18 protein-coding genes are annotated in these 26,941 nt (G+C 65.4%); 5 read left to right on the forward strand and 13 right to left on the reverse strand.

What is annotated here, in order from left to right; all coding sequences use genetic code 11:
- The 13 genes from FBZ87_RS09350 to FBZ87_RS09410 all read right to left on the reverse strand — a co-directional run bounded on the left by FBZ87_RS09350 (window position 1) and on the right by FBZ87_RS09410 (window position 16,199).
- The gene (locus FBZ87_RS09350) at window positions 1-1,023 is read right to left on the reverse strand and encodes an aldose epimerase family protein (RefSeq protein WP_145610072.1); all 1,023 of its coding nucleotides are present in this window, start codon (window positions 1,021-1,023) and stop codon (window positions 1-3) included.
- Window positions 1,020-2,483 carry a D-xylose transporter XylE gene (gene xylE, locus FBZ87_RS09355; RefSeq protein ID WP_145610073.1) on the reverse strand — a complete coding sequence of 488 codons (1,464 nt, stop codon included), beginning with the start codon at window positions 2,481-2,483 and terminating at the stop codon, window positions 1,020-1,022. The genes FBZ87_RS09350 and xylE overlap by 4 nt, the downstream gene beginning before the upstream one ends.
- A gap of 144 nt (window positions 2,484-2,627) precedes the next feature.
- Entirely contained in the window at window positions 2,628-4,406 is a 1,779-nt protein-coding gene (locus FBZ87_RS09360; protein ID WP_145610074.1) for an IlvD/Edd family dehydratase, read from the reverse strand.
- The gene (locus tag FBZ87_RS09365; protein ID WP_186454709.1) at window positions 4,399-5,262 is read right to left on the reverse strand and encodes an SMP-30/gluconolactonase/LRE family protein; all 864 of its coding nucleotides are present in this window, start codon (window positions 5,260-5,262) and stop codon (window positions 4,399-4,401) included. The genes FBZ87_RS09360 and FBZ87_RS09365 overlap by 8 nt, the downstream gene beginning before the upstream one ends.
- An 18-nt stretch (window positions 5,263-5,280) precedes the next feature.
- The gene (gene xylB, locus FBZ87_RS09370) at window positions 5,281-6,042 is read right to left on the reverse strand and encodes a D-xylose 1-dehydrogenase (protein WP_145610076.1); all 762 of its coding nucleotides are present in this window, start codon (window positions 6,040-6,042) and stop codon (window positions 5,281-5,283) included.
- A 70-nt stretch (window positions 6,043-6,112) separates the two neighbouring features.
- On the reverse strand, window positions 6,113-7,294 hold the full coding sequence (locus tag FBZ87_RS09375; protein ID WP_145610077.1) for a fumarylacetoacetate hydrolase family protein: 1,182 nt from the start codon (window positions 7,292-7,294) through the stop codon (window positions 6,113-6,115).
- Window positions 7,295-7,432: 138 nt separating this feature from the next.
- Window positions 7,433-8,224, reverse strand: coding sequence for an anti-sigma factor family protein (locus FBZ87_RS09380; RefSeq protein ID WP_145610078.1), 792 nt, complete (start codon window positions 8,222-8,224; stop codon window positions 7,433-7,435).
- Window positions 8,221-8,769: a sigma-70 family RNA polymerase sigma factor gene (locus tag FBZ87_RS09385; RefSeq protein ID WP_186454671.1), complete on the reverse strand. Its 549-nt coding sequence runs from the start codon at window positions 8,767-8,769 to the stop codon at window positions 8,221-8,223. The genes FBZ87_RS09380 and FBZ87_RS09385 overlap by 4 nt, the downstream gene beginning before the upstream one ends.
- 12 nt (window positions 8,770-8,781) lie before the next feature.
- Window positions 8,782-9,132 (reverse strand): cupredoxin domain-containing protein, encoded by a 351-nt coding sequence (locus FBZ87_RS09390; protein WP_145610079.1) that lies wholly within the window; start codon window positions 9,130-9,132, stop codon window positions 8,782-8,784.
- A 12-nt stretch (window positions 9,133-9,144) separates the two neighbouring features.
- Window positions 9,145-10,110 carry a metallophosphoesterase family protein gene (locus FBZ87_RS09395; protein ID WP_145610080.1) on the reverse strand — a complete coding sequence of 322 codons (966 nt, stop codon included), beginning with the start codon at window positions 10,108-10,110 and terminating at the stop codon, window positions 9,145-9,147.
- An 83-nt stretch (window positions 10,111-10,193) separates the two neighbouring features.
- Window positions 10,194-11,240 carry a LacI family DNA-binding transcriptional regulator gene (locus FBZ87_RS09400; RefSeq protein ID WP_145610081.1) on the reverse strand — a complete coding sequence of 349 codons (1,047 nt, stop codon included), beginning with the start codon at window positions 11,238-11,240 and terminating at the stop codon, window positions 10,194-10,196.
- Window positions 11,241-11,552: 312 nt separating this feature from the next.
- Window positions 11,553-14,471 (reverse strand): TIM-barrel domain-containing protein, encoded by a 2,919-nt coding sequence (locus tag FBZ87_RS09405; RefSeq protein ID WP_246134316.1) that lies wholly within the window; start codon window positions 14,469-14,471, stop codon window positions 11,553-11,555.
- 75 nt (window positions 14,472-14,546) lie between these two features.
- Entirely contained in the window at window positions 14,547-16,199 is a 1,653-nt protein-coding gene (locus FBZ87_RS09410; RefSeq protein ID WP_246134317.1) for a GH35 family beta-galactosidase, read from the reverse strand.
- Between the two features lie 296 nt (window positions 16,200-16,495).
- Between FBZ87_RS09410 and FBZ87_RS09415 the strand changes: the two genes are divergently transcribed.
- The 5 genes from FBZ87_RS09415 (at window position 16,496) to FBZ87_RS09435 (ending at window position 26,852) form a co-directional block, all read left to right on the forward strand.
- Window positions 16,496-17,023, forward strand: coding sequence for an isochorismatase family protein (locus tag FBZ87_RS09415; RefSeq protein ID WP_145610082.1), 528 nt, complete (start codon window positions 16,496-16,498; stop codon window positions 17,021-17,023).
- A 153-nt stretch (window positions 17,024-17,176) separates the two neighbouring features.
- On the forward strand, window positions 17,177-17,836 hold the full coding sequence (locus FBZ87_RS09420) for an HD domain-containing protein (protein WP_145610083.1): 660 nt from the start codon (window positions 17,177-17,179) through the stop codon (window positions 17,834-17,836).
- A 937-nt stretch (window positions 17,837-18,773) separates the two neighbouring features.
- The gene (locus tag FBZ87_RS09425; RefSeq protein ID WP_145610084.1) at window positions 18,774-21,644 is read left to right on the forward strand and encodes a TonB-dependent receptor; all 2,871 of its coding nucleotides are present in this window, start codon (window positions 18,774-18,776) and stop codon (window positions 21,642-21,644) included.
- Window positions 21,645-21,767: 123 nt separating this feature from the next.
- Window positions 21,768-23,423 (forward strand): tryptophan halogenase family protein, encoded by a 1,656-nt coding sequence (locus FBZ87_RS09430; protein WP_145610085.1) that lies wholly within the window; start codon window positions 21,768-21,770, stop codon window positions 23,421-23,423.
- Between the two features lie 495 nt (window positions 23,424-23,918).
- Entirely contained in the window at window positions 23,919-26,852 is a 2,934-nt protein-coding gene (locus tag FBZ87_RS09435; RefSeq protein WP_145610086.1) for a TonB-dependent receptor, read from the forward strand.
- Window positions 26,853-26,941 lie beyond the last annotated feature (89 nt).

Genomic DNA, 26,941 nt, shown 5'->3' on the forward strand with positions numbered 1-26,941 from the left:
TCACCAGCTGATGCTGAAACGCATCATCCTGCTGTAGCGGTCACCCGCCTTCAGCATGGTGTCCGGGAAGGACGGCTGGTTGGGCGCATCGGGGAAGGCCTGGGGTTCCAGGCAAACACCCGTGCCCAGGCCCGGGTATTGGGACGCCAGACCCTGGCCGCCGTAGAATTGCACCGACGGTTGGTCGGTATGCAGGCGCAGGCTGACGCCACTGTCGGGCGAGGACAGCGTGGCGGCCCAGTCCACCGCCTCGTCCCAGGTGTCGTCCCGGTCCAGGACGAAGCAATGGTCGTAGCCGCCGGCCTGGAAGATTTGGGGATGATTGTGGCGCGGTGTCGCCAGGCGCGGCCGGCGGAAGTCGAAGGCCGTTCCGGCCACCGGCTCCAGCGCGCCGGTGGGAATCAGGCCGGGGCCCACGGGCAGGAAATGCTGGGACCGTAGGCGCAGCATCTGCCGGTCCGCCGCCACCTGCGGATCGCCCGCCAGGTTGAAATAGGGATGCCAGGTCAGGCTGACCGGTGTGTCCGCGTCCCCGATGGCGGTGAAGCGCAGGGTCAGGTCACCGCCGCTGATGGTGATTTCCGCCGTCACCTCCAAGGTGCCGGGGAAGCCGTTCTCCCCATCCGGGGAGGTCAGGCCCAGCACCAGCCAGGAGTCCGCCCCACCCTGGAAATCCTGCAGACGCCAGACCTTGCGGCCATAGGCGCCCGGACCGCCGTGCAGTTGGTTGACGCCCTCATTCGGCACCAGCTCCACGGTGCGGCCCTGGTAGATGTAGCGGGCGTTGGCGATACGGTTGCCATAGCGCCCCACCAGGCATCCCAGATAGGCGGGATCGTTCTCATAGGCCGCCACGTCCGGCAGGCCCAGGACCAGGTTGCGCCGGCCCTTGGGGCCAGGCACTGACAGCTGCCGCAGGATGCCGCCAAAGGTCAGCACCTCCGCCTGTAGGCCGTCCGCCGGCCCGAGCGTCACTGCCCGGACCGGCGCACCGTCCTTGGTCGTCCCGAAGGATCGGATCATGACCGCGCGGCCCTCACCTGCTGGGCGGCGCTGTGCAGGGGTCTGTGGGTCCACAGCTCCTGGATGGCTTCCAGGCTCCGGCCTTTGGTTTCCGGCACGAAGCGCCAGACGAACAGGGCGGACAACAGGCTGAACACCCCGTAGACCCAGTAGGCGAAACCGTGATGGAAATGGGCGTTCAGCACGGAATTGCCGTCCATGACGTTAAAGGACCAGGTGACCACCAGGTTGGCGATCCACTGCGCCGCGACCGCGATGCCCAGGGCCTTGCCCTTGATGGCGTTCGGGAACATCTCGGCCAGCAGGATCCAAACCACCGGGCCCCAAGAGAAGGCGAAGCCAGCGATATAAACCAGCATGGCGATCAGCGCCACCAGTCCCAACTGGTTGGTGGCGAACAGCGTGCCCAGGGCCAACATGGAAACGGTCATGACCAAGCCGCCGGCGATGAGCAGGGGCTTACGGCCCAGGCGATCGACCGACACGGTCGCCACCAGGGTGAAGGCCACGTTGGCGATGCCGACAATGACCGTCTGCCACAGCGAGGCATTGGTATCCATGCCCATGTTCTTGAACATCTGGGGGGCATAGTACAGCACGGCGTTGATGCCCACGAACTGCTGGAAGACCGACAGCAGGATGCCGACGAACACCACCAAGCCGCCGAACGCGAACAGGCGTTCGTTGGTCACGACCAGGCTTTCCTCGATCTCGACCAGCGTGACCTTGGGGTCGGTGGCGCCGCCCAGGCGCTTCAGCACGTCCAAGGCCTCGTTGTCACGGCGCTGCATAACCAGGTAGCGGGGGGTGTCCGGGGCAAACAGCAACAGGACGGCGAACAGGATGGAGGGCAGCCCTTCGGAGGCGAACATCCAGCGCCAGCCTGTGCTGTGCAGCCAGGTTTCGTCCCCGAGGCCGGCGATGGCCCAGTTCACGAAATAGACGCCCACCATGCCGCCGACGATGGCGATCTGGTTGAAGGAGATGAGACGACCGCGGGATTCGGCCGGCGCGATCTCCGCGATGTAGAGGGGAGAAACCAGCGAGGCGATGCCCACGCCGATGCCACCGATGATGCGGTAGATGTTGAAGGGCGTCAGCGCATCCGGGCCCATCTGGCCGATGGTGCCGAGGCCGAATTCGGGCCAGGCCGACCCCAGCGAGCAGATGAGGAACATCAGGGCGGCGACGATCAGTGTCGGCTTGCGGCCGAAACGGTCGGCCATCTTGCCGGCGACCAAGCCGCCCAGCACGCAACCGGCCAAGGCGCTGGAAATGGTCAGCCCCTTCAGGCTGTCATGCGCCGTTTCCGCCAGGTTCAACGGCTGGATGAAATTGATATCGATGCTGTCCATCGCGCCGGAGATAACGGCGGTGTCATACCCGAACAGCAGACCGCCCAGGGTGGCGATCAGTGTCAGGCCCGTCGTCAGCGACAGTGCGCCTTGCTTATTGCCCATTCATTCCTCCCCGACGGGCCAGGTCGCCCGCCATTTGTCCTAAAGCGAGGCGCCCCCACTCCACCTGGAACGGGGACGCCCTTGCACCTCAGATCACCACCGGCGCCCCGGACAAGACGTCGCCAGGCACCGGTATCCTTCAGATCAATGGTTGTGCCGCGGCGGGTGGGCCACGACACCCCGGTACTTCAGCGCCGGTTCCATGCAGCCGCCGCTGTCCAGCTGGCCCACGGTCTGGCGGTACATCTCCTGCCACGGCGTGTAGCTGGGCGGGGTGGCCGGGATGCCATCGGCCTTGCGCTTCTGGATCTCGGCATCGTCCACCAGCATGTCGCAGGTGCCCTGGTTCAGGTCGATGCGGATGGTATCGCCGGTGCGCAGCCAGGCCAGTCCACCACCCGCGGCACTCTCCGGCGAAGCGTTCAGGATCGATGGGCTATCCGAGGTGCCGGACTGGCGGCCGTCGCCGATGGTGGGCAGGCTGGTGATGCCAGCCTTCAGCAGCGCGTCCGGCGGCTGCATGTTCACCACCTCGGCCGAGCCGGGGAAGCCCAGCGGACCGGCGCCGCGCACCACCAGGATGCAGCGTTCGTCGATGTTCAGCGCCGGGTCGTTGATGCGCTCGTGGTAATCGTCCGGACCGTCGAAGACGATGGCGCGGCCCTCGTATACGCCCTCGCGGCCCGGCTGGCTCAGGTAACGCTGGCGAAACTCTTCCGAGATCACGCTGGTCTTCATGATGGCGAAGTCGAACAGGTTGCCCTTCAGCACTAGGAAGCCGGCACGCTCCTTCAGGGGCTGGCTGTAGGGCGTGATCATCTCCCGGTCCGTGCTTTCCCGGCCCGCCAGGTTCTCACCGATGGGGCGGCCGGTGACCGACATGGCCTTGTCGAACAGCTTGCCGGCCTGCTGCAACTCCCACATCACGGCGGGCACGCCGCCGGCGCGGTGGAAGCGTTCACCCAGGTATTTGCCGGCCGGCTGCATGTTGACCAGCAGCGGCACGTCATAGCCGTGGATGCGCCAATCGTCGGCCGTCAGGTCCACGCCGGCGTGGCGGGCCATGGCGTTGATGTGCGGCTGCGCGTTGCTGGAGCCGCCGAGCGCGCCCACCAGCTTGATGGCGTTCAGGAAGCTTTCGCGCGACAGGATCTTGGACGGGCGCAGATCCTCATAGGCCATGTCGACGATGCGCCGGCCGGTTTCGTACGCCATTTGCCCGCGCTCACGGTAGGGCGCGGGAATGGCGGAGCATCCGGTGAGCGACAGGCCCAGGCCCTCGGCCACGGCGTTCATGGTGCTGGCTGTGCCCATGGTGTTGCAATGGCCGGCGGACGGCGCCGAGGAGGCGGCCGCGTCCAGGAACTCTTCCTCATCGATCAGGCCAGCGGCGAGCTTGCGGCGGCTGCGCCAGATGACGGTACCGGACCCCACCAGGTCGCCCTCGTGCCAGCCATCCAGCATGGGGCCGCCCGAGAGGACGATGGCCGGGATGTCGACAGTGCTGGCGGCCATGATGCCGGCCGGCGTGGTCTTGTCGCAGCCGGTGGTCAGCACCACGGCGTCGATGGGATAGCCGTACAGGATCTCGACAAGGCCCATGTAGGCGAGGTTCCGGTCCATGGCCGCCGTCGGACGACGGCAGTTCTCGAAAATGGGGTGGACCGGGAATTCCATGGGAATGCCGCCAGCGTCGCGGATACCGTCGCGGACGCGCTTGGCCAAATCCAGGTGAATACGATTGCAGGGGGAAATGTCGCTGCCGGTCTGGGCGATGCCGATGATGGGCTTGCCGGAGCGCAACTCCTGCGGCGTGATGCCGTAGTTCATGAAGCGCTCCAGATAGAGCGCGGTCATGTCGATCCGGTCCGGCGCGTCAAACCAATCGCGGGAGCGGAATCGCACAGAAGGACGGTCAACCATACGCTATCTCCGCCGGGGGTAGGCCCGGCACGGTGGCCCTGAAGTGGAACAAGCCGCCAGCCAGCGGCTGGGCGGCGCGATCGTCGTCGCTCAGGCCCTTGGCGGCGGTGGTGGCGTAGAGATCCAAGCGGTCATCGCCGCCGAAGGCAAGCTTGGTGATGTTGGCGCAGGGGAAGCGCACGACCTGCAGCAGCTTCCCTGCCGGGGAATAGCGGCGGGCGGCCCAGCCGCCGAACAGGCCCACCCACAGACAGCCCTCCGCGTCCACCACCGTTCCGTCGGGCCAGCCGGCCCCGTCCTCGATGGTGATCAGCAGGCGGCCATTGTCCAGCGTGCCGTCGGCCGACAGGTCGTAGGCGGTGATGGTCTTGCCCAGGGTATCGGTGTGATAGAAGGTGCGGCCGTCCGGACTGGTGCAGGGTCCGTTGGTGATGACGATGCCGTCCACGTGGCGCTTCAGCGTCCCGGTCCAAGAATAGAGGGCGCCGGTCGGCCCCTCTTCCGCATCATCCATGGAGCCGAACCACAGCCGGCCCTGGGCATCGACGAAGCCATCGTTCAGGCGGTTGCCCGCCCGATCCCATTCCAGGGGCACCAGGGGTTCGAAAATACCCGTTTCGCTATCGAAACGGGCCAGCTTGCCCGGCAGACCCACGATCAAACCACCCCCAGCGCGCGGCAGGGCGAAGCCCGGCTGGTCCGGCGCGTCGAAACTGCGGGTGTCACCATCCGCGGGGCGGAAGCGGTGGATTTGCCGCTTCTTGATGTCCACAAACCACAGGGCCCGGTCCCGGGGGGACCACACCGGTCCCTCCCCCAAGGTGGCGCCCAAAGCCCAGATGCAGCGCGGCTCCATCGTCACCGGCCCCAATCCTTAGCGCCAGCCGGCGTCGACGAAGTATTCGTGGCTGGTGCACATCCGGCCATCATCGGAGGCCAGGAACAGCACCATGGCAGCGACGTGCGGCGGATCCACCCGTTCCTTCAGGCACTGCTGCGACAGGATACGGGCCTCTTCTTCCGGGTTGTGCCACAGACGCATCTGGCGTTCCGTCCGCACGCCGCCCGGCACCACACAGGTGACGCGGATGTTGTGCTCACCCAGGTCGCGGGCCAGGGCCCGCGTCATGCCCTCGATACCGGCCTTGGCGGTCTGGTAGATCAGCAACTCGGGCAAGGCCACATGCCAGGAGATGGACCCGAAGTTGATGATGGCGCCACTGCGCTGTTGCTTCATGCCGGCGGCCACGGCCTGGCTGGCGAAGAACATGTGCCGCAGGTTCACCGCCATGCGGTTATCCCAGTATTCCGGCGTGATCTGCTCGATCGTGTGACGGTCGTCGTTGGCGGCGTTGTTCACCAGCACGTCGACCGGGCCGGCGTTCTGGATTTCCGCCAGCGTCGCCTTCAGTTGATCCAGGTTGGTCAGGTCGCACTTATAGAACTTGGGCGCGTGCTCCGCACCCTCGGCCAGCGACTGCTCCAGGGCGCGGCTATCGGCTTCCGCGATATCCAGGAAGGAAACCTGGGCGCCCTGACGGACGAACGCCTCGGTGATGGCGGCGCCGATGCCGGAGCCGCCACCGGTGACAATGACCCGCTTGCCCCGCAGGCTGGGATAGATGGCGTGCGTCATGATGTATTTCAGGCCCAACAGAAAAGGGTTTGCCCAAAAGAACGGATTTGGGTGGGTGACGCCAGCGGCATCACCCGTTCAGCAGGCCGCGGCGGGCCAGGTTGCGCATCAGTTCGGTCAGGCCGAAGGTCCAGGGCGCCGCCTCGTGGCAGGGCACCACCTTGTTGACCAGGGTGCCCAGGCGCGGGCTGGAGACGCTGACGATGTCGCCGGTCTTGTGGGTGAAGCCGCGGCCCGGCGCGTCGCGATCCTCGACCGGCGCGAACAGCGTCCCCAGGAACAGTGCGAAGCCGTCGGGATACTGGTGGTTCTTGTTCAGGGTCTGGCCGACCAGGTCCAGCGGATCGCGGCTGATCTCGGACATGGTGCTCTTGCCATCCAAGACGAAGCCGTCCTCACCCGTCACGTTCAGGTGCACCACGGCCTCGCGGACGTGGTCCATGGTGAATTTGTCATCGAACAGGCGAACGAAGGGCCCGATGGCGCAGGACGCGTTGTTGTCCTTGGCCTTGGACAGCAGCAGGGCGCTGCGGCCTTCAAAGTCGCGCAGGTTCACATCGTTGCCCAGCGTGGCGCCACGCGCGCGGCCCTGGCCGTCGCACAGGATCACCACCTCGGGCTCCGGGTTGTTCCAGTGGCTGTCGGCGCGCACACCGATCTCCACACCCCAGCCCATGGCGGACAGGGTCGGGCCCTTGGTGAACACCTCGGCGTCGGGACCGATGGCCACTTCCAGGTACTGCGACCACAGGCCGTCGGCGATCAGCGCCTCTTTCAAGCGGGCGGCATTCTCGGAACCGGGCTTCACCAGGCGCAGGTCGGTGCCGACACGGGACGACAGGGCCTGGCGGATTTCCAGGGCCTTGCCGGCATCGCCGCGCGCCCGTTCCTCGATCACGCGCTCAAGGGCGGAGACGGCGAAGGTGACGCCGGCGGCCTTGATGCACTGCAGGTCGATGGGGGTCAGCAGCTTGGCGCCTTTAGTGCCACCGGCCCAGGTGGGGTTCAGGTTCCAGTCGGCCACGCGGCCGATGGACTTGCCCTCGGGGATCTGGCCGGGCTCAAGACGGTTCATCAGTTCGGACACGGTCGGGGCCACGCCCGACAGGTCAAAAATCTCGCCGTTGCGGATCAGGATGGGCGTCGGCCCCTCGCCCGCGTCGATACGGCCCAACAGAACGGCGTCCGCGCTGTCCTCAGGAAAAATGCTGTCGTGCGTAGTCTGCACCGGCGTATCGACCGGGTACCCCATCTCTTGAACTCCTCCCAAGGTGCGTTATCGCCAGGCGGCCCTTGTTAACGCTAACATTAGAGGCCAGGGAGAAGCGCTGTCAAGGCGACGTTACCATACCAGTCCGGAATTCGACGCGGAACGCACGAAGGTTTCGCGCTAAGGTTTGCCAGGATTCTGGGCCGCGACGGCCCCGGCCAGGGCTGTGGCAAAGGCGTGCATCTCCTCCACACCCACGTCGCTCACCGCCCAGTAGGCCATGCCGCCGTCCCGCCACCTCATGAGGTTGTAGCCATCACGCGCCTCGAAGGCCGGCTGGCGGGGCCCATCGTCGGGCCAGACATAGAGGTTCAGGACATGGGCGCCGTGGCGATAGACCAAGGCCGCCACCGGCCGGCCGGCCAAATAGTCCAGCCGCCCGCCCTGCAAGGGGAAGCCGGCCGCCGCCAGTTCCGGCACGGGCGGGGAATAATCCAACTTGCCGGCGAACCAGGGCTTCACCGTATGGTGGTCGCTGGTCGGCACATCCAGCAGGTGCTGCGCCTGAAGGGAGCGGACATGCCCCGCCACCAGTTCCCGCTCCAGCGCCGCGTCGCCCCCGAACGGGGCCACCATCAGCAACAGCAGGCTGGCGGCGATGGCGACACCCACCCCCGCCCCGCCCCAGCGGCGCAGCTGCCGGGACCGGGGCCGGCCTTGAGACTTGCTGACATGATGCAGCGGATCGACAGCGCCGATGTCCGCCAGGATGCGGGCGCGCAAGGCCGCGGGCGCCTTGGGCCGCAGGGCGGGATCAGCCAGCAGCGCGCGCAGGGCCCGCAGCTCCACCAACGCTTCTGCGCAAACCGGGCAGGTGGCGATGTGCACCTCCAGCTCGCGAGCGTGGGCCGCATCCAGTTCGTTGTCCAGCAGGCCGTGCAGCAGCTCCGCCTTGTCCGGGCATGCCGTCATCTCGTCTCTCCAGCCTCTCGCCGCCGCCAGGCGGCGGCCAGCAGGTCGCGCGCGCGGGCCAGCCGCGACATGACAGTCCCCACGGGCGCGCCGGTCACGGCGGCGATGTCGCGATAGGACATCTCTTCCATCTCCCGCAGCAGCAGGGTTTCACGAAAGGCGGGCGGCAGTCCCTCGATCAGGGCACGCAGGTCGGCCGCATCCTCCTGCGCCGCCAGCCAGGCTTCGGGCGTCGGCGCCGCGTCGTCGGCGATCTCCGCCCCCTGCCCGGGCAGCGACTCCAGGGCCTGCTCGGCCCGGTCACGGCGGGCGGCGGCCCAGCTGCGGACATTGTTGCGCACAATGGTCAGCAGCCAGGCCCTGGCGTCGCCGCCGCGAAAGCCGTCGAAGGCGCGGTGGGCCCGCAGGAAGGCGTCCTGGACGATATCCTCCGCCGCCGCCGGGTCGCGCGTCATGTAGCGCGCCAGGCCATAGGCGGCGTCGAGGTGGATCAGCACCTGGTCCTGGAAGCGGCGGGTCCTGTCCGCCGTCTCATCACCCCTCAAGGCGCCCGCCTCCTAATGCCCCCCGGCCCCATCCGAGCCGTTGCCATCCACGATGATGCGGCCGGTCATATGCGGGTGCAGGGAACAAAAGTAATCGATCGTGCCCGGCCCCGCCACGGTGCGGCTGTACTTCTCCTCCGTATCCAGCACCTTGGACCTGAAGGACTTGTCGTTGGCGGCCACGGCATGGGGAATGTCGTCGGCGTTGATCCAGACGATGGTGGTGCCCGGCGCCACGTGCACCTCCGCCGGGCTGAAGGTGAAATTGTCGATGCGGATCTCGACGGTCTCGGCGTGGGCCAGACCCGTCAGGGCGCAGAACAGCACGGCCGCGACGCGCGCGGCGGACATCAGGGAACGCATGGGTTTTCTCGCTTAACCGAGGGTGGCGTCGACGACGGCCAGGGGGCCGGCCTTGGCGCGGTAGGTAACGGTGGTGACGCCCAAAGCGCCGCGCAGCTTGTCCGCCGGCAGCTTCACGGGCCCCGGCGACGGGGCGCTGCCCGGTGACGGCTGGGGGAAAGCCGTGGAGCGGGCCGTGTGGAAGGCGACATTGCCCTCCACCTTCTGCAGGATCTGGTGGATGTGCCCATTCATTACGGTGACGCTGCCGAAGCGGGCCAGCAGGCCCAGCGCGCGGGCGCCGTCGTCGGTGCCCCAGCCCCATTCCGGGTAGACGGTCCACAGCGGGATATGGGCGAAGACCACCACCGGCGTGCTGGCCGACAGGGCGCGCAGGTCGTCGGCCAGCCAGGCCAACTGATCCTGCCCTAGGTTGCCCAGCCCGCCACCCTTCAGGTTCACGACATTGACCAGAGCCACGAAGTGCACACCCCCGTGGTCGAAGCTATACCAGCCGGCACCCAGTGCCTTGCCATTGGGCCCCTTGCCGTAGCGCGCCAGATAGGCGGCGCCCATGCCGTCGTCCAGCACATCGTGCTCGCCGGGCACAAAGAAGACGGGCACGCCCAGTTCCTTCAGCGCCTGGTCGGCGGCGTCGAATTGCTCATCCCGCGACAGGTGGCTGATGTCGCCGGTATGGATGACGAAGGCGGGCCGGGTGGGCAGGCTGCGGACACCGGCCACCGCCTCCCGCAAGGTCGCCAGCGCGTCGGGATTGGCGGGCTTGTCGAAGCCGACATGGCTGTCGCTGATCTGGACGAAGGTGAGGGCCGGGTTGACCGGCGCCGCTTGCGCGTCACGCCCCAGCAGGCCGGCCGTCAGCGGCACGCCGCCGGCCAGGCTCCACACCAGGCCGGTGCCGGCCCAGGTCATGCATTTCAGGGCGTGGCGGCGCCCCGTGTCGATCTCATCTTCTGGTACGGAAGACTGCTTGGCCATGACGCCGCTCCCCTGGAAAAGGTGGTTCCAGGGGGCAAGACCGGCCGGTGCCCCGGCTTATTCCCGGTCGGCGTAAATTATTTTCAGGCGGGGGCCGCCGTGGACTCGCGCTCCACCAGCGTATGGCGCAACAGTTGCTGCGCCGGGGCGCCGGTGCCGCCGCCGCGACGGCGCTTGACCTCGTCAAGCAGCATGCTGACGGCGGCGCGGCCCATGGCGGCGATGGGCTGGCGCACGGTGGTCAGGGCCGGCCAGATGGTGCCGGCGATCAGCGTGTCGTCGAAGCCGGCGATGGACAGATCGACCGGCACGTTCAGGCCCAGGCGGTGGGCCGTGGCCAGCACGGCGGCGGCCATGTCGTCGTTGGCGGCGAAGATGGCGGTGGGCCGGTCCTTCAGGGCCAGCAGCTTGTCCGCCGCCGCCAGGCCGGACCGGTAGTTGAAGTAGCCCTGCTCCACCGGGGCCGCCTTGGGATCCAGCCCCGCCTCGCTGAGGGCATCCAGGAAGCCGTGCAGGCGCTGGTCGCTGACGGTCTGGTTAGGGTGGCCCTTGATGAAGCCGATGGTGCGGTGACCCAGCGACAACAGGTGCTGGGTCATGCGGTGGGCGGCCTTGTAATTGTCGATGCGCACGGTGGCGACATCGGGACCCGGCTGACCGGCGGCCACGGCCACGGCGGCCACCCCGGACTTTGCGATCTCCGCCAGGATGCTCTTGGCCTCGCACAACGGCGGCGGCAGGACGACACCATCGACGCCGCTCTGCAGCAGCTTCTGGAGGGCCGCCTTTTCCGTGGCGGCGGTGGCGCCGCACTTCTCCACCACCAGCTGGTGGCCGGTCTTGCTGCTTTCGTCCAGGGCACCCAGCAGGAACTCGCTCAGGAAGGCGACGCTGGGGTTGCTGTACAGCAGGCCGATGCGGAAGGTTTCCGATCCCGCCAAACGGCGGGCCGCCGGGTTGGGCGTGTACTTCAGTTCCTGGATGGCAGCCATTACGGCGGCGGACGTGGCCGGGGTGACGTTGTTCTCATTGTTGATGACGCGGGACACCGTCATCGGGGAAACACCGGCGCGCGCCGCCACCTCACGAATGGTGACCCCCTGCGAACTCCGCCCACGCCGCTTTTCCATACGCTTCCTGCTCCGCTTATCGGATCCGCGCATCCATTGCCGGTTTGCACCGGTGATAGCAGTACCATCGGGATTTGCGCAATCGCCTGCTGACAATTTTGTGTAAAAACTGGCTGGGACGCAGGCCTGCAGGGATGTTCGAGTGCCCTTTACATGGGTGGACGGCGTTAAAGGGGCGCCAAATACAGGCTCATAAGGATCGCAACTTGGACTCGGGGCCTGCTGGCGAGTCGGCAAGGGGCCCCGCCGCTTTGCAAAACCTGGAAAGCAGCGAGGCCTTTCCCCCGTAAGAACTTGACTATATGGCCGTTTTCAAGACTTGGCCCGCACCACCGTCACGGCCTGACCGCGGTAGCGCACCGTCTGGTCCGGCTTGACGGCGAAGTCGGCCGGGGCCGCTTGGGCACCGGGACCGATGAAGCGGACGTTGATCACGCGCTCCTGCACCATGCCGGGGAAGCTGCCGGCGCGCGCGCCGATGGTCAGCGTGCCCGCCGCCTGGTCGAAGGACAGCGGGATGCGGCTGAAGGCGCCGTGCTCATAGCCATAGGTCGTGCCCTCGTCCTCATAGAGGTCGAAATGGCCATCGGCGCCGGTGTAGACGACAATGGTCAGCGGCGCATCCGGCATCTGTCCCGTGTACTGGGTCACCGGCGCCGTGGGCACGATGGACCCGGCGCGGACGAACAGCGGCATGCGCTTCAGCGGCGCGTCGGCGGCAATGCGCTGGCCGCCGTCATACAGCTTGCCGGTCTGGAAGTCGTACCACTGGGCGCCCGAGGGCAGGTAGACGGCCCGGCTGCGCGCCTGATAGTCCGTCACCGGCGCCACCAGGAAGGCATGGCCGAACAGGTACTGGTCATTGATGCCCCACACCTGCCGGTCGTCGGGGAAGTCCATCACCAGGCCGCGCATGATGGTGCCGTCGCGGTGATAGGTGTCGGCCGCCAGGGTGTAGATGTAGGGCATCAGGCGGTAGCGCAGCTCGTCATACCAGACCAGGCTGTCGTAAACCTCCGAGCCCTTCGGCGCGAGATTATAGATTTCGCGATATGGGAATTCCCCGTGCGAGCGGAACAGGGGGGAGAAGGCGCCGAACTGGAACCAGCGCAGGTTCAGCTCCCGCCATTCCGCCACATCCGATGCCTTGGGGTTCTTGGCCGAATAGCGCTTTTCCAGGGCGAAGCCGCCGATGTCCGTCGTCCAGTTGGGCACGCCGGACAGGGAGAAGTTGACGCCGGCCGAGATCTGGTTGCGCAGGTCGGTCCAGCGCGAGGCGACGTCACCGCTCCAGCTGGCGGCGGCGTTGCGCTGCTGCCCAGCGAAGCCGGAGCGGGTCAGGATGAAGGCGCGCTTGTCCGGGTTGGCGGCGCGGTTGCCCTCATACACCGCCTTGGTGTGCATCAACGGGTAGGAATTGAAGAACGCGGCCGACGGTCCCATTGCCGTCGGCCCCATGCGCAGCATGCGCTCCGGGATGTCGAGGTTGGAGTGGGTGTCCGGCTCCGATGCGTCCAGCCACCAGGCGTCGATGCCCAGCTTATTCAGGTTCTCATTGATCTGGCGCCAATAGATCTGCCGCGCCTCCGCCGAATAGGGGTCGTAGAAGGCGTTCTCATAACCGTCCTTGCCCACCCAGTCGTGCTCATGCACCTCGACATTGCGGCGGTAGATATGGCCCTTGGCGTCCAGCTCCTTGTAGTTGTCCGTGGTGGGGTAGAACTTGGGCCACACGGAAATCATGAAGTGCGCGTTCTGGCCGTGCAGAGTATCGACCAGGCCCTGCGGGTCGGGGAAACGGGTGGGGTCGAACTTATGGCTGCCCCAGTCGTCCTCGCGCCAGTAGAACCAATCCTCGACAATGTTATCCAGGGGCAGCTTGCGTTTGCGGAACTCCGCCACCGTACCGGTCAGCTCGTCCGCCGTCTTGTAGCGCTGGCGGCTCTGCCACAGGCCATAGGCCCAGCGCGGCATCATCACCGCCTTGCCCGTCAGCTGGCGGTATCCCGCGATGACGTCGTCCATGTCCTTCCCCGCAACGACGTAATAGTCGATGGCGCGCGCGACGTCCGAGGTCAGCGACAGCTCATGCCGCTCCCCATCCGGCAATGGATTCTGATGCATCAGGGAGATGAAGCCCCCTTCCGGCACCCATTCCACCTTCAGCATCTGAGCCTTGCCCGCCACCATGGGCAGGTCGAAATTGTGGTACCAAGGGTTCCAGTCCTGGCGCCAGCGGTCCATGACCACCTTGCCGTCCAGCGTCACCTTGAAATAGCCGCTGGCATAGACCTGAAAGCGGTGGACGCCGTCCACCGGTGACTCGATCTTGCCTTCCCACACCACGGACTTGTCCTTGGTGGCACGCTGCTTGGCGTTGACGCGGCTGCCGCCGACCTCCACCGGCCAAGCGGCCAGATCCTTGATGTACTGGTAATTGATGTCGCTTTCGACGCGGGTCAGCTTCAGCTTGCCGTCCTGGTAGTAGCGGGCGGTCAGGCCGCCCTCCTTGCCATCGGCATCGAAGAGCTTCAGCTCCTTGGACATCAGCGGGTATTCGCGGGCATCGCCGAAGCGGGTGATGCCGTTGTTGTCCCACAGCACGCCGTAATTGCGCGTGGACACCACGAAGGGGATGCCGATGTCCATGTTGTGCTGGGCGAGTTCGACATCCTCGCCATTATAGTTCATCTGGGCGTTCTGGTGCTGGCCCAGCCCGTAGAAACCCTCATCCGTGCCGCGGTTGAACTGCTGGCGCACTTGGAAGAAGCCGGTCTCGCCTGTGGGCAGGGTGGCGGGTTTGAAGCTGCCGCCATCCACCGCCGTCAGCAGGGGCTGCCCCTTGGCATCGAAGACGTTGACGGCGCCGCTGGCGACACTGACCTCGGCCCGCAGCTGTGGCGTGGTCAGGACGACTTGACCGCCGTGCTCCGCCACCTGGAAGCCGCCGGTGGCGGGCTTGGCCACGGCCATCAGGCTGGCGGGCAGATCCAGGCTGTCACCCGGCACGGCGGTGACGTGGACGATGCGGTCGTTGATGACCTGCAGCCGTACCTTCTTGACAGCGGCGCCGGTGACCGTGACCACCACGCCGTCGGCGGTTTGCTGGAAAGACGGCGCCGGCGCCGCCTTGGCCGCGACGTCGGACGGGGACTTGGCCGTCTCGCAGGAGGCGAGCAACAGCACGGGCGCCAAGGCGGCAGAAGCCAAGGCCCAGGAACGAATGTTCATGGCGATTCTCCGTGGGAGAAGATCGGGAAAAAGGGACGACCGGCCTGGACCTACATCCAGGCCGCGTCAGCCCGCTCAGTAGGTGGCGAACCGCACCTTCAGGATCTGGGGGATGGAGGTGAAGTTCAGGCCATAGTCGGTCTGGTCACCGTTCCACAGGCGCTCGAACACCCACTTGCCGTTCTCAAAGTGCCCCTCCTCCACGCTGGCCATCATGAAGCCGTTCTTGCCGGCCTTGGTGGTCTGGGCGAAGTCGACGCGGGCGTGATATCCCGCCACCAGGTACTCATTGGGCGCCATCTCGGCGATGACGACGCCGCCACAGGGCTTGTCGTTGCCAGTGGGCTTGGCGTCGCCGAACTGCGGCAGGCCATAGCTGATGGTGGCCTTGTACGGCCCCAGGTCCAGGGTGTTGCTGTGATCCGCCGTCGGCTCCGACGCCCCCCAGACCTTCCCCTTCAGGCTGAGCGCCGCCAGTTCGCGGTTCATGGAGCCCAGCAGCTTGAAGTTCATGGTGAAGGGCTCAAGCGCCTCCGCGTCGATCTTGGCCGCACCCAGCGGGTAATTCACATAGCGGGTGTAATCGATGCCGAAGGGCGCGAAGCCGATGCCCTGGTGGCCCAGGGTGGCGAAGATATAGCGGGCGTAGACGCTGTCATTGCCGGTCTCGGCTACGAACAGGGCGTTGTCCGGCCGCTTATACTGCTCCAGCGTCTTGATGTAGAAATCGTAGCCGCGATCGTAGATGTCCGGCCCGATCAGGTCGATGCTGGGGGCCGCCGCCTTCCAGATGTCCAGCACGTTCCAGGTGGGGCCGCCGCTGGAATAGCTGTAGGGGTCCTGGTCCTTGAACGGGTCGCGCAGGGCGGCGTTCACGTACATGGGGATGGGGTATTCCGCCTTGCCGGCCGCCGCCACCTGGTCGACGAAGCGGGCGATGTAATAGGCGTGGAAGAACTCATCAGCGTCCTTGCCGAACACATCCTTCCAGGTGCCGGGTTGCTTCTTCAGCGCCTTTACCAGATCGTCGGGCACCTTGCCCTCGAACACCTTCTGCGCCATGGGGGTGAAGTCGCGGACGGCGCCATAGGTGCCGGTCTCATTCTCTACCTGCACCATCAGCACCGTATGCTGCTGGCCGTCCGCCTGCTTCAGGTGGCGCATGAAGGCGACGAAGGCCTTCCTGTCGGCGTCCAGCGTCGCGGAGGCCAGCGGCGAGAGGGAACCGCGCATGATCCCCTTGGAGCCCACGACACGGGGGAAGCGGTCGTTGTTCAGCTTCACCCAATCCGGCGCATAGGACGGACCGTTATTCTTCCAGGTGCCGAACCACAGCAGCACCAGATGCTTCTTGTGCTCCCGCGCCTGCGCCAGCAGGGTGTCGAGAAAGCTGAAGTCGAATTTGCCTTCCGTGGCCTCGATCTGCTGCCAGGCGATGGGCATGAATAGAGTGTTGGCCTGCACCTGTTCCACCGCCGGCCACACCTGCGGCAGCACCGAGGGCCAGTTGCTGGAATTGTTGGCCTGGGCACCCAAGACCAGATAGGGGGCGCCATCCACCATCAGGGCATAACGCCCATCCTCGCGCACCAGGCGCGGCATCTCGGCGTTGTGCCCATCAGCGGCTTGCGCCTGCGGGGTGTGCGCCATGGAGGCCAAGCCCGCCAGCATGGTGGCGGCCATCAGCAGGGACCGGCCAGCCTTCGTCATGGTCGAAATGCGCATCATCGGCAGGCCCTCCCAAGCCCGTATCGCTTTATTCAGGGCGCCGGTCACGCCAGCCCCATCCATCCGGCACTGGCCACATTTATATGATCATAGCGGCCCGGGCGCGATCATACGCGTTAGCGGTATCAAATCAATCCGCATGTCTGATACCGCTACCAGACCTCCATGACGGCACACGCCCTTACTTTCGGTCTAGCCGTTCGCGCTCACCCCAGGCGATCCGCCGCTGTTGCCGACGCGGGCGGCCCCTCGCATAGTGGGTTTCACGCCCCTCGCCCCAGCCGAAAAGCCTAGCCGTGCCCCGTCTTGATCCCCGCCGCAGCACGCTTGCCGTGATCGACCTGCAGGCCCGGCTGATACCGGCCCTCCAGGATGGCGGCGGCGTGGTGGCCAACACCCGGCGCCTGTTGACCGCCGCGGGGCTGATGGACATTCCTGCCCTGTTCACCGAACAGAACCCGCGCGGCCTGGGCGTCACCGTGCCGGAACTGACGCCCGATGCTGCATCCGTCCTGCCCAAGATGACCTTTGACGCCACGCCCGTCCTCATCGACCGCCTGCCCCCGGACCATGCCGTGGTGCTGACGGGGTGCGAGGCGCATGTCTGCGTGCTGCAGACGGCGCTGGGGCTGCTGGAGCGGGGACGCCGCGTCTGCGTGGTGGGGGACGCCGTGGGCTCGCGCACGGCAGAGAACAAGGCCGCCGGCCTGCACCGCCTGGCGGCCGAAGGGGCGGAGATCATCACCATCGAAATGGCCGTGTTCGAATGGCTGGAAAGCGCGGGGCATCCCCGCTTCCGCGAGGTCATCGCCCTGATCAAATAAGGGCTTCCAGGCGGTAAACGGGCCCTGGCAGGAAACAGGGCATGATTGGCAGGAATTCAGCCCCGGGTCGCGTTGCGGCGGCGCACACCGCCGGCGCATACCATTGTGGCCGGCGCCGTCCTGGCCCGGCACACCCGACCCCAGGAGGATCCCATGGCCACCCCCTTGATCTCCCCCGATGCCATCGGCGGTGTCGCTATTCCGGACAGCGCCCTGGCGCGCGACATCGCCGCCTATATCCGCGACACGGAAACCGAGCTGCTGTTCAACCATTCCAGCCGGGTCTATCTCTTCGGCGCGCTGGCCGGCGTGCAGCGCGGCCTGACCTATGATGCGGAACTGCTCTACGCCGCCGCGATGTTCCACGACACCGGCCTGATGCCGGCGCATAGTAGCGCCCATCTGCGCTTTGAGGTCGACGGCGCCAACGCCGCCCGTGACTTTCTGAAAAGCCGGGGCATCGCCACGACCGACCTGGACACGGTGTGGACTGCCATCGCTCTGCACACCACGCCCGGCATTCCTGAATTCATGCATCCCGTCGTGGCTCTGACCACCGCCGGGGTGGAGATGGATGTGCTGGGGCTGACCTACGACCAGTATCCGGACCACATCCGCGACGCCGTGGTGGCCGCCTTCCCGCGGACGCCCACCTTCAAGGAAGACATCATCCAGGCCTTCTACGACGGCATCAAGCACAAGCCCGACACCACCTTCGGCAACGTCAAGGCCGACGTGATCGCCGACAAGGAACCGCATTTCCACCGGGGCAACTTCTGCAGCGTCATCCGCGGATCGCACTGGCATGGCTAAGGCCGTGGACCGAGCCCCCCTTCCCTGAACGTTCCCGCAGCCTCAACGTGCGGCGCACGCCGAACGAGCGGACAACTGGTCGCAGTGATCGGGGAGCACCAGCGCCGTCGCGCCCGCCGCCCCGTCACTGGCGGCCGTCTTCGAGATCACCAACGTCCCATTCACCCGATTTTCGGACCTATATCAAACAAAACATCCGCACCCGGGGCGGGCTCGGTGGCAAGCGCACCGACAACGGTGTCATTTATCGGACTAGATATTTATCATATTTAGATGACGTCGTGTTGGTTAGGTGATTTTTGGTGAATGATTAGCACTTATATTCGATAATAGAAAATCGATGGTGGCATTTACTCAAGATAGTGACCATAAATCCCACCAAATCACTCTGCATTCGATAATATGATGGCAGAATTGCACGAGTTTGGGTTGGCGAACATTGCCATCTTGACGTGTGGATTCCAAGTGGATGCGACGTGCGACATCGTTCCCGTTGTCCTTGCCGGCATCGAGCCCGACAGCGGGGGCCTGAGCCTGCCATAACCGTTCGCACAGCCAACGGCGCTGCCGATATATCCAGGTTAATCAGTCATATCCGGCCGACAACCTGGCTGGCCGTTCGGTCAGAAAACCCTTTTTCCCGCGACGAAATGCACGATAACGAACACCCCCTGCAAAGACGCCGCTGTGCCCTTCATGCAACACAGACCTATAGTTGAGTAGATTGATTTTATTAGATAATTTTCAAAATAACCGCCCTTGAAAAGGGACCGGTACCAATTTTCATGTGAGCGCTAACATTCTCTCGTTGCAGGCCCCCATGAATCTCCATATGCATTTATATGACTACGGTGTGACGCGCTGAACGGCGGCACTCCGGGCCGAAACGCGTGGGGCTCGACCCACGAAAATAAGATACCCAGGGAAGGGAAACGCCATGAGTTGGCCCCAGAATTCCTATCGTTCCTTCGTGCTGGCCGGCGCGTCCGTGCTGGTTCTCGGCGCCCTGACCGCCGCTTCCGTGGCGCGGGCCCAGGCCGCCGCTGCCGATGACGAACTTCAGGAGATCGTCGTCACCGGTCAGCGCTTCGCCGTTTCCGACGCCGCCAAGCGCAAGGCCAACGCCGACCAGATCCTGGACAGCATTTCCGCCGACGACGCCGGCAAGCTGCCGGACAACAGCGTGACCGAAGTGCTGCAGCGCGTCCCCGGCGTGTCCATCACCCACTTCGCCGCCGTGGGCGACCCTGACCACTACTCGGTGGAAGGCTCCGGTGTGACCGTGCGCGGCCTGTCCCAGGTCAGCAGCACCCTGAACGGCCGCGAGGCTTTCAGCGCCAACGGCGGCCGCGCGCTGCTGTTCGAGGACGTGCCGCCGGAACTTCTGGCCGGCATCGACGTCGTCAAGAGCGGCACCCCCGACATCATCGAGGGCGGCATCGGCGGCTCGGTCAACCTGCGCACCAAGATGCCGTTCGACTACGACAAGGAGACCATCAGCGGCTCCGTCGGCGCGAACTACGGCGACTTCATCCAGCAGACCAAGCCCGATGCCTCGATCCTGTACGCCAACCGCTGGCAGACCAGCATCGGCGAGATCGGCGCGATGTTCGACGTCGCCTACAGCGACATCAGCACCCGCCACGACACCATTCAGGTCGAGCCCTACTTCCCGCAGACCTTCAACGGCAAGAACGTCTACGTTCCGGGCGGCTTCGACTGGCGTTCGGGCAACTTCGACCGCAAGCGCCTGGGCGCCTATGAGGCCCTGCAGTGGTCGCCCAACCCGGACCTGACCTTCTACCAGACGGGCTTCCGCTCGGATTACTGGAGCAAGTCGACCGAGGCGGGCGTCTACAACACGGGCGGCAACGCCGTCACCGTGTCCCCTGGCAGCACCAGCACCTTCGGCCCCTCGGGTGGGCTGCTGACCTCCAACAACCTCAGCTCCACCGGCTGGGATCCGCTGCAGGTGGGTTCCGAGACCGGCGGCAGCCTGGCCACGGTCAACCCCGGCCTGACCAACCAGCACAACGTCACCACCGACCTGTCCCAGGGCATGAAGTGGACGCCGACGTCGAACTGGACCATCAACACTGATTTCCAGTACGCCGTCTCCCAGGCGCAGACGCAGCGCATCGACCTGTTCTCGCAGGTTTCGGTGCCCAGCTACGCCATCGACCTGACCGGCGACCTGCCGTCCATCAAGGTCAGCAACCCGGCGCAGGTGGCGGATCCGTCGCGCACCATCTGGTACGCGACCATGGACCACCTGGAAAACCACATTGGCCGCGAGCTGTCGTGGTCGGGGGATGCCGAGTACAAGGTCTCAGAGTCCAGCTTCCTGCGCGCCATCAAGGTCGGTGCCCGCTTCGCCGACCGGACGGAGAAGGACAACGTCTCGGGCTATAACTGGGTGGGCCTGACGCCGTCGTTCAACGACCCGTCTACCTTCAAGTACCTGAGCAACGCCGCCCCTGGCGACGTGACCGTCAGCGGCTTCAGCAACTTCTTCCGGGGCGCCACGGCCCTGCCCAGCGCCGCCGCCTTCCCGTCCTGGGCTTTGGCGGAGGGTTATCCGGAAAACCTGACGGCCATCCACCACGCCTACGGCCTGCCCGGCGATAACACCCAGCCGGTGACCTATACGGCCGCCACGCTGTCCCACACCAAGACGCGCACCGAATCCGCCTACATCATGACGCGCTTCGGTGAGGACGACCTGTTCGGCTGGAAGATGAACGGCAACTTCGGTGTCCGTATCGTCAACAACGAGAACAGCAGCGAAGGCTCCATCCAGCAGCCGACCGGCACCGTGTTCTACAACGGCGCCTCGGGCACCCTGCCGGGCGGCTTCACCGCCAACAGCGGCGGGCACAACAGCCTGATGGCCCTGCCGTCGTTCAACATCCAGTTCATGCCGCAGGATGACATCCATCTGCGCTTCGCGGCGTACCAGTCGATGTCCAACCCGAGCTTCAACGCCCTGAACGCCTCGGGCCAGATCAGCCTGATCACCAACGCCAGCCAGCAGATCACCGGCGCCACCACCTACGCCGGCAACCCGGACCTGAAGCCGCAACTGTCCAACAACCTGGACGTCTCGCTGGAATGGTACATGCCGGACGGCCAGGTGCACTTGGCCGGCTTCTACAAGCAGATCAAGGATTACATCTCCTATGGCGTGACCCCGCTGAACCTGCCCATCGCCCTGCCGGGCGGCGTGACGCAGGTCATGCCGGTGTCGTCCAGCGGCTATTTCAACGCCTCGCCCGCCTACATCAAGGGCGCCGAGTTCGGCGTGCAGAAGTTCTTCAGCTTCCTGCCCGCCCCGTTCGACGGCCTGGGCATCGACGCCAACTTCACCTACATCAACAGCCGCAGCCCCGGCGACCTGTCCTACGACATGCTGGGCAACCGCATTACCGGCCTGCCGGTCGATCTGCTGTCCAAGTACAACTACAACATCACCGGCATGTACGAGAAAGGCCCGATCTCGGCCCGCCTCGCCTACACCTGGCGCAGCAAGTACCTGCTGACCCCGACGGCCAACGGCACCAACGGCACCTACACCAATGCCGCCGGCCAGACGGTCACCTACAACCTGCCCATCTTCTCCGACGACTACGGGTCGCTGGATGCGTCCATCGCCTATAGCTTCGACGACCACATCACCCTGACGCTGGAAGCCCAGAACCTGACCAACAGCGAGACCAAGACGCTGATGGGCTATGGCAGCCAGCAATACGGCCGCAGCTGGTTCGTGGCCGACCGCCGCTACAGCGCGGTGGTGCGCTTCACCTACTGATCGGCCCCCAGGGTCGACACGGTAGTGATAAAGGGAGCCCTCGGCCTGTCATGGGCCGGGGGTTTTCCTTTGCCAAGGTCTGAGGCTCTATTGGGTCCCGGATCATCATGGGAGAGAACGGGCATGGCCGACACCAACGCCCCCGATGGCACCCGCGCCAACGGCGCACCGGTCAGGAACGTCCTCATCGTCGGGGGCGGCACCGCCGGCTGGCTGGCCGCGGCCTACCTTGCCCGCACGCTGTCCATCGGCCAGCCGGGCGGCGCGCGCATCACCCTGGTGGAATCGGCCGACATCGGCATCCTGGGCGTGGGCGAAGGTACCTTCCCCAACATCCAGCGCACCTTGCGCCGCATCGGCATCGATGAATCGGTATTCATGCGCGAGAGCGAGGCGACCTTCAAGCAAGGCATCCGCTTCGATCACTGGCAGCATGCCCCGGGGTCCGGGGAACGCGACCACTACTTCCATCCCTTCCAGTCCGCCATCAGCCGCCAAGACCTGGACCTGGTGCCCTATTGGCTGCTGGGTGCCGCCGGTGAGGGCGTGCCGCTGGATACTGCGCTCACGATGCAGAAGCGGGTGGCTGACGCGGCCCTGGCGCCCAAGCGCTCTGGCGATGCCGATTATGCGGCGCCACTGAATTATGCCTATCATTTCGACGCGGTGAAGTTCGCGCGCCTGTTGCGCGTCGTCGCCACGGATCTGGGCGTCCGCCACGTGATCGACACGGTGGACGCCGTGCCCCTGGACGAAGCAGGCGCCATCGCCGGCGTGGTCACGCGCGAGAACGGCACCCTGACAGCCGACCTCTACATCGACTGCACCGGCTTCCGCGCCCAGCTGATCGGCCAGGCGCTGAAGTCCCCCTATCAGTCCTGCCGCAAGTGGCTGTTCTGCGACCGCGCCGTGGCCCTGCAGGTGCCCTACGACCAGCCGGACGCCCCCATCCCCTCCTACACTATCTCCACCGCGCATGGGGCCGGTTGGACCTGGGACATCGGGCTGGAGACGAGGCGCGGCATCGGCCACGTCTATTCCTCCGACCATACCGACGACGCGCGGGCCGAGCAGGTGTTGCGCGACTATATCGGCCCGGCGGCCGCCGGCAAAACGGCCCGCACCTTCCGCTTCGAAGCCGGTTACCGCCCGGAACCCTGGGTGCGCAACTGCGTCGCCATCGGCCTCTCCAGCGGCTTCTTCGAGCCGCTGGAATCGACCGGTATCGTCCTGATCGAGGTGGCGTCCGTACTGCTGACCAGCCTGTTCCCCTGGGCGGGCAACATGGACACGGCGGCGCGGCAGTTCAACCGCATCATGCGCCAGCGCTATGAACGGGCGCTGGACTTCCTGAAGCTGCACTATTGCCTGACACGGCGGACCGATACCGCCTTCTGGCGCGACAACGCCGACGCCGCCACCGCGCCCGACACGCTGCACGACCTGCTGGACCGTTGGCGCCATCGCCCGCCGGAGGGGTTGGACTTCGATCTCAACCTTGACACCTTCAGCGAGGCCAGCTGGCAATTCGTGCTGTACGGCATGGGTTACCACACCGATCTCAGCGCCCAGGCCGGCGCCTTCCGCCACATGGATGAGGCCCGTCAACAGTTCGCCGCCATCCGCGCCAGCACGGAGCAGGCCCTGGGCGCCCTGCCCCGGCACCGCGACCTGATCACTCAGATTTACCGCCACGGCCTGCGCCCGCGCACGCCCTTCGGGGGGCCCCCTTCCGGCCGGGCCAGCCTGTCCTCCGGCATGGCCGGCCTGTCCCGTTAAGCGCCCACCCGAGCCAGGTCTTCACTCCATGTCTGATAAAACCGCCGGAGGTCCTTTCCGGCGGTTTTTGACTCTTGTCTGAAAAATACGACCTGAGTCCTAGGCCTACAATGGTAGCGACCGCGGAGCGGCAGTGGCGGGACGTGGGGACCGAAACCGCACCGTCTTTGTCACCGATAGCGGCATCCGCGCAACACCTAGCCGCCGTGGCGAGTGCACTACCAGAGGTGGCCGCTATGTATAGGATTCAAAAACGCTTTTTTAATATTCGCTACGCTATGGAGCGTTTGCATATTGGTCAAGTCCGCGATTTCCTAACATTGCGTAAAGGAACGCTACCATTTTTGATGGGAGCGCTAACATTCTTTGGTTGCACGCCGGCGAGAAGTCCCATATGGATTTATATGACCACAGGCTAACGCCCCAGAGCGGCGCCTTGGTAAAAAGAGCCGCGGTTCTGCCGTGGAATAATATAAATCAGGGAAGGGAAACGCGATGCGACGCTCCAATCGCTCCTATCGTAATTTCATGTTGGCGGGCGCTTCGGCGCTGACCATTGGCGCGATCGGCGCCACGTCTTTCGCATATGCACAAACCGCCTCTCCGGCGGCGGGCGATGATTTGCAGGAAATCGTCGTCACCGGCCTTCGCAAGAGCATCGAAAGCTCGCAGGCCATCAAGCAGAACTCGGAACAGATGGTGGATTCCATCACCGCGACGGACATCGGCGCCTTGCCCGACCGCAGCGTGACCGAGGCCCTGCAGCGCATCTCCGGCATCACCATCCAGCGCACGCCCGATCCGCGCGACGCCGACCGCATCTCGGTCGAGGGCGACGGTGTCCAGGTCCGCGGCCTGAGCTGGGTCCGCGGTGAATTCAACGGCCGCGACAGCTTCTCGGCCAAGTCCGGCCGCACGCTGAGCTTCGCCGACATTCCGTCGGAACTGATGGCCGGCGTCGACGTCTACAAGAACCCGTCGGCCGATTTGGTCGAAGGTGGCATCGGCGGCACCATCAACCTGCGCACGCGCCTGCCCTTCGACAGCGAAGAGCGCATCCTCGCCTACTCCGCCGATTACAGCTATGGCGACCTGGTGGGCAAGGGCAAGCCGTCCGGCTCCGCCCTTTACAGCGACCGCTGGAACACCGGCATCGGCGAAGTGGGCGTGCTGATTGACGTGGCGGACGGCAAGTTCGCCAGCCGCACCGACACCGTGTCGGTCGACCCCTTCCAGGCGCGGACCGACCTGGTGCCCGGCCAGACCGTCTATGTCCCCACCGGCTTCGGATACCGCAGCCTGGAATTCACGCGTGAGCGCAAGGGCATCGTCGGCGCCCTGCAATGGCGGCCCAGCAGCGACCTGGAATTCACGGCGCAGTACATCCGGTCGGAAGCCACGGAAGAGTCGCTGGAAAACGCCATCGGCCTGGACTCCGGCACCGGCAACGGCCCGGCCGCCGGTACCAGCTTCAAGTACGACGCCCAAGGCAACTATATCTCCGGCACCATTGCCGACACCGTGGGTGGCACGACCAACAATCCCGACGTCATCGACAGCCGCTATGACATCAAGGAATCGGTCACGTCCGACTATTCCCTGCACATGAAGTGGACGCCGACCAAGAACTGGAACATCAGCGGCGACGCCCAGTACATCGACGCCACCAGCAAGCAGCTGGACTTCACGGTTTTCGAAGCGCTGACCAACCCCCTGCCGGCGGCAACGCTGACGCTGAACGGCAGCGGTCTGCCCACCATCAGCATCCCGGCCAACACCAGCTTCATCTCCAATCCCGCGAACTACTACTACAACGCGGCGATGGACTATCATAACAACAACGAGGCGCATGAGTGGGCCGAGCGCCTGGACGCCGAGTACAGCTTCGACGACGCCGATTGGCTGAAGTCCTTCCGCTTCGGCGTCCGTCACACCGACCGCAAGTCCATCACGCGTGAAACCAACTACAACTGGGGCGGCGTGGTGCAGAGCTGGGGCGCCAACGGCATCCAGACGCTGAACCAGACCACGCCCGGCGCATCGTCGGCCAGCGTGTGGCCCCTGCAGAATTTCTATCGCGGCGGCGTGACCGTCCCGACACAGTTCGTCATCCCCAGCGCCTCCCTGAGCAAGGGCTTCTACAATGGGGTCGCGGCCCAATTGAAGGCCCTGTCGGCAGCGGACTCCTATGGCAACTGGGTTCCGTTCAACGGCGACTACAGCAGCTACAACGGCGGCGGTGCCGGTGTGAACACCCAGACGGAAGAGACCACGGCCGGATATGCCCTGGTGCGTTTCGAACATGACGTGCCCTTCTTCGGCGGCAACAAGCCGTTTGACGGCAATGTCGGTTTCCGCGTCGTCAATACCGACGCGAAGGGCACCGGCAACGCCAACTTCGTAACCGTGACCAACCTCAACGGCGCGCCCTCGTCGGACCTGGCCTTCGCCAACGGCGCCCGCACGGTCATCAGCGGCGGCCGCAACTACACCGATCTGCTGCCCAGCGTGAACTTGCGTCTGAAGCTGCAGGACGACCTGCAGTGGCGCTTCGCCTTCGCCCAGTCCATCGTCCGTCCGGACTTCTCGCAGTTGCAGCCGTCCTTGAACATCGGTGCGACCGCCGGTCTGCTGGACAGCAGTGGCCACTGCCAGAGCCTGGGAACGGGCGCCACCGGCAACTGCGTCTACCAGTGGACGGGCTACGCTGGTAACCCGAACCTGAAGCCGATGCGGTCCAACCAGTTCGACACCTCGATCGAGTGGTACTTCGCCCCCACGGGCAGCATCACCGCCGCGGTGTTCAACAAGGACGTGTTCGACTTCATCACCACGTCGCCGCAGAACGTCGCCTTCACCAACAACGGCGTGACCCGGAACGTCCTGGTGGTGCAGCCCTACAACGCCGGCCAGGGCAGCGTGAAGGGCTTCGAGTTCGACTACACCCAGTTCTATGATTTCCTGCCGGGCCTCCTGAGCGGCCTGGGCTTCCAGGGCAACGTCACCTTCGTGCAAAGCGAGGGTGGCCGCAACGCGGCGGCCAACCCCTACGACGCCACCCAGGTCACCAACGCCGCGCCGACGAACACCAGCCTGCCGCTGGAGGGCATGTCGAAGTGGAGCTACAACCTGGCGGGCATCTACCAGAAGGGCCCGTTTGAGTTCCGCCTGGCCTACAACTGGCGCCAGCGCTACCTGCTGACCACATCGGCGGCCAACATCAACATTCCGGCCTGGTCCGACGACTACGGCCAGTTGGACGCGTCCTTCTTTTACACCATCAACAGCTACCTGAAGGTGGGTGTGGAAGCGGCCAACCTGACCGACGCGCAGACCCGCATCCTGGTCGGGTACCCCGGCCACCTGACCTTCCACAACTGGGTCGACGCCGACCGGCGCTACGCCTTCGTCATCCGCGGCTCCCTGTAACGCTTTCTCCTGGGGAGTCTCGTTGTCTGGCCCTGTCTCTTCCCGGTCGCGCTGGTCGCGGCCGGGGAGGCAGGGCCGCCTTTTTTAAG

The sequence above is a fragment of the Nitrospirillum amazonense genome, from assembly GCF_007828035.1.
Lineage (GTDB): Bacteria > Pseudomonadota > Alphaproteobacteria > Azospirillales > Azospirillaceae > Nitrospirillum > Nitrospirillum amazonense.

Excerpts from the sequence above, each read along its gene's own strand:
- FBZ87_RS09405 (WP_246134316.1), bottom strand. The coding sequence starts at position 14,471 with ATGAACATTCGTTCCTGGGCCTTGGCTTCTGCCGCCTTGGCGCCCGTG.
- FBZ87_RS09350 (WP_145610072.1), bottom strand. The coding sequence starts at position 1,023 with ATGATCCGATCCTTCGGGACGACCAAGGACGGTGCGCCGGTCCGGGCA.
- FBZ87_RS09410 (WP_246134317.1), bottom strand. The coding sequence starts at position 16,199 with ATGATGCGCATTTCGACCATGACGAAGGCTGGCCGGTCCCTGCTGATG.
- FBZ87_RS09425 (WP_145610084.1), top strand. The coding sequence starts at position 18,774 with ATGAGTTGGCCCCAGAATTCCTATCGTTCCTTCGTGCTGGCCGGCGCG.
- FBZ87_RS09375 (WP_145610077.1), bottom strand. The coding sequence starts at position 7,294 with ATGGGGTACCCGGTCGATACGCCGGTGCAGACTACGCACGACAGCATT.
- FBZ87_RS09400 (WP_145610081.1), bottom strand. The coding sequence starts at position 11,240 with ATGGAAAAGCGGCGTGGGCGGAGTTCGCAGGGGGTCACCATTCGTGAG.
- FBZ87_RS09435 (WP_145610086.1), top strand. The coding sequence starts at position 23,919 with ATGCGACGCTCCAATCGCTCCTATCGTAATTTCATGTTGGCGGGCGCT.
- FBZ87_RS09390 (WP_145610079.1), bottom strand. The coding sequence starts at position 9,132 with ATGCGTTCCCTGATGTCCGCCGCGCGCGTCGCGGCCGTGCTGTTCTGC.
- FBZ87_RS09360 (WP_145610074.1), bottom strand. The coding sequence starts at position 4,406 with ATGGTTGACCGTCCTTCTGTGCGATTCCGCTCCCGCGATTGGTTTGAC.
- FBZ87_RS09430 (WP_145610085.1), top strand. The coding sequence starts at position 21,768 with ATGGCCGACACCAACGCCCCCGATGGCACCCGCGCCAACGGCGCACCG.
- FBZ87_RS09380 (WP_145610078.1), bottom strand. The coding sequence starts at position 8,224 with ATGACGGCATGCCCGGACAAGGCGGAGCTGCTGCACGGCCTGCTGGAC.
- FBZ87_RS09365 (WP_186454709.1), bottom strand. The coding sequence starts at position 5,262 with ATGGAGCCGCGCTGCATCTGGGCTTTGGGCGCCACCTTGGGGGAGGGA.
- xylE (WP_145610073.1), bottom strand. The coding sequence starts at position 2,483 with ATGGGCAATAAGCAAGGCGCACTGTCGCTGACGACGGGCCTGACACTG.
- FBZ87_RS09395 (WP_145610080.1), bottom strand. The coding sequence starts at position 10,110 with ATGGCCAAGCAGTCTTCCGTACCAGAAGATGAGATCGACACGGGGCGC.
- FBZ87_RS09420 (WP_145610083.1), top strand. The coding sequence starts at position 17,177 with ATGGCCACCCCCTTGATCTCCCCCGATGCCATCGGCGGTGTCGCTATT.
- xylB (WP_145610076.1), bottom strand. The coding sequence starts at position 6,042 with ATGACGCACGCCATCTATCCCAGCCTGCGGGGCAAGCGGGTCATTGTC.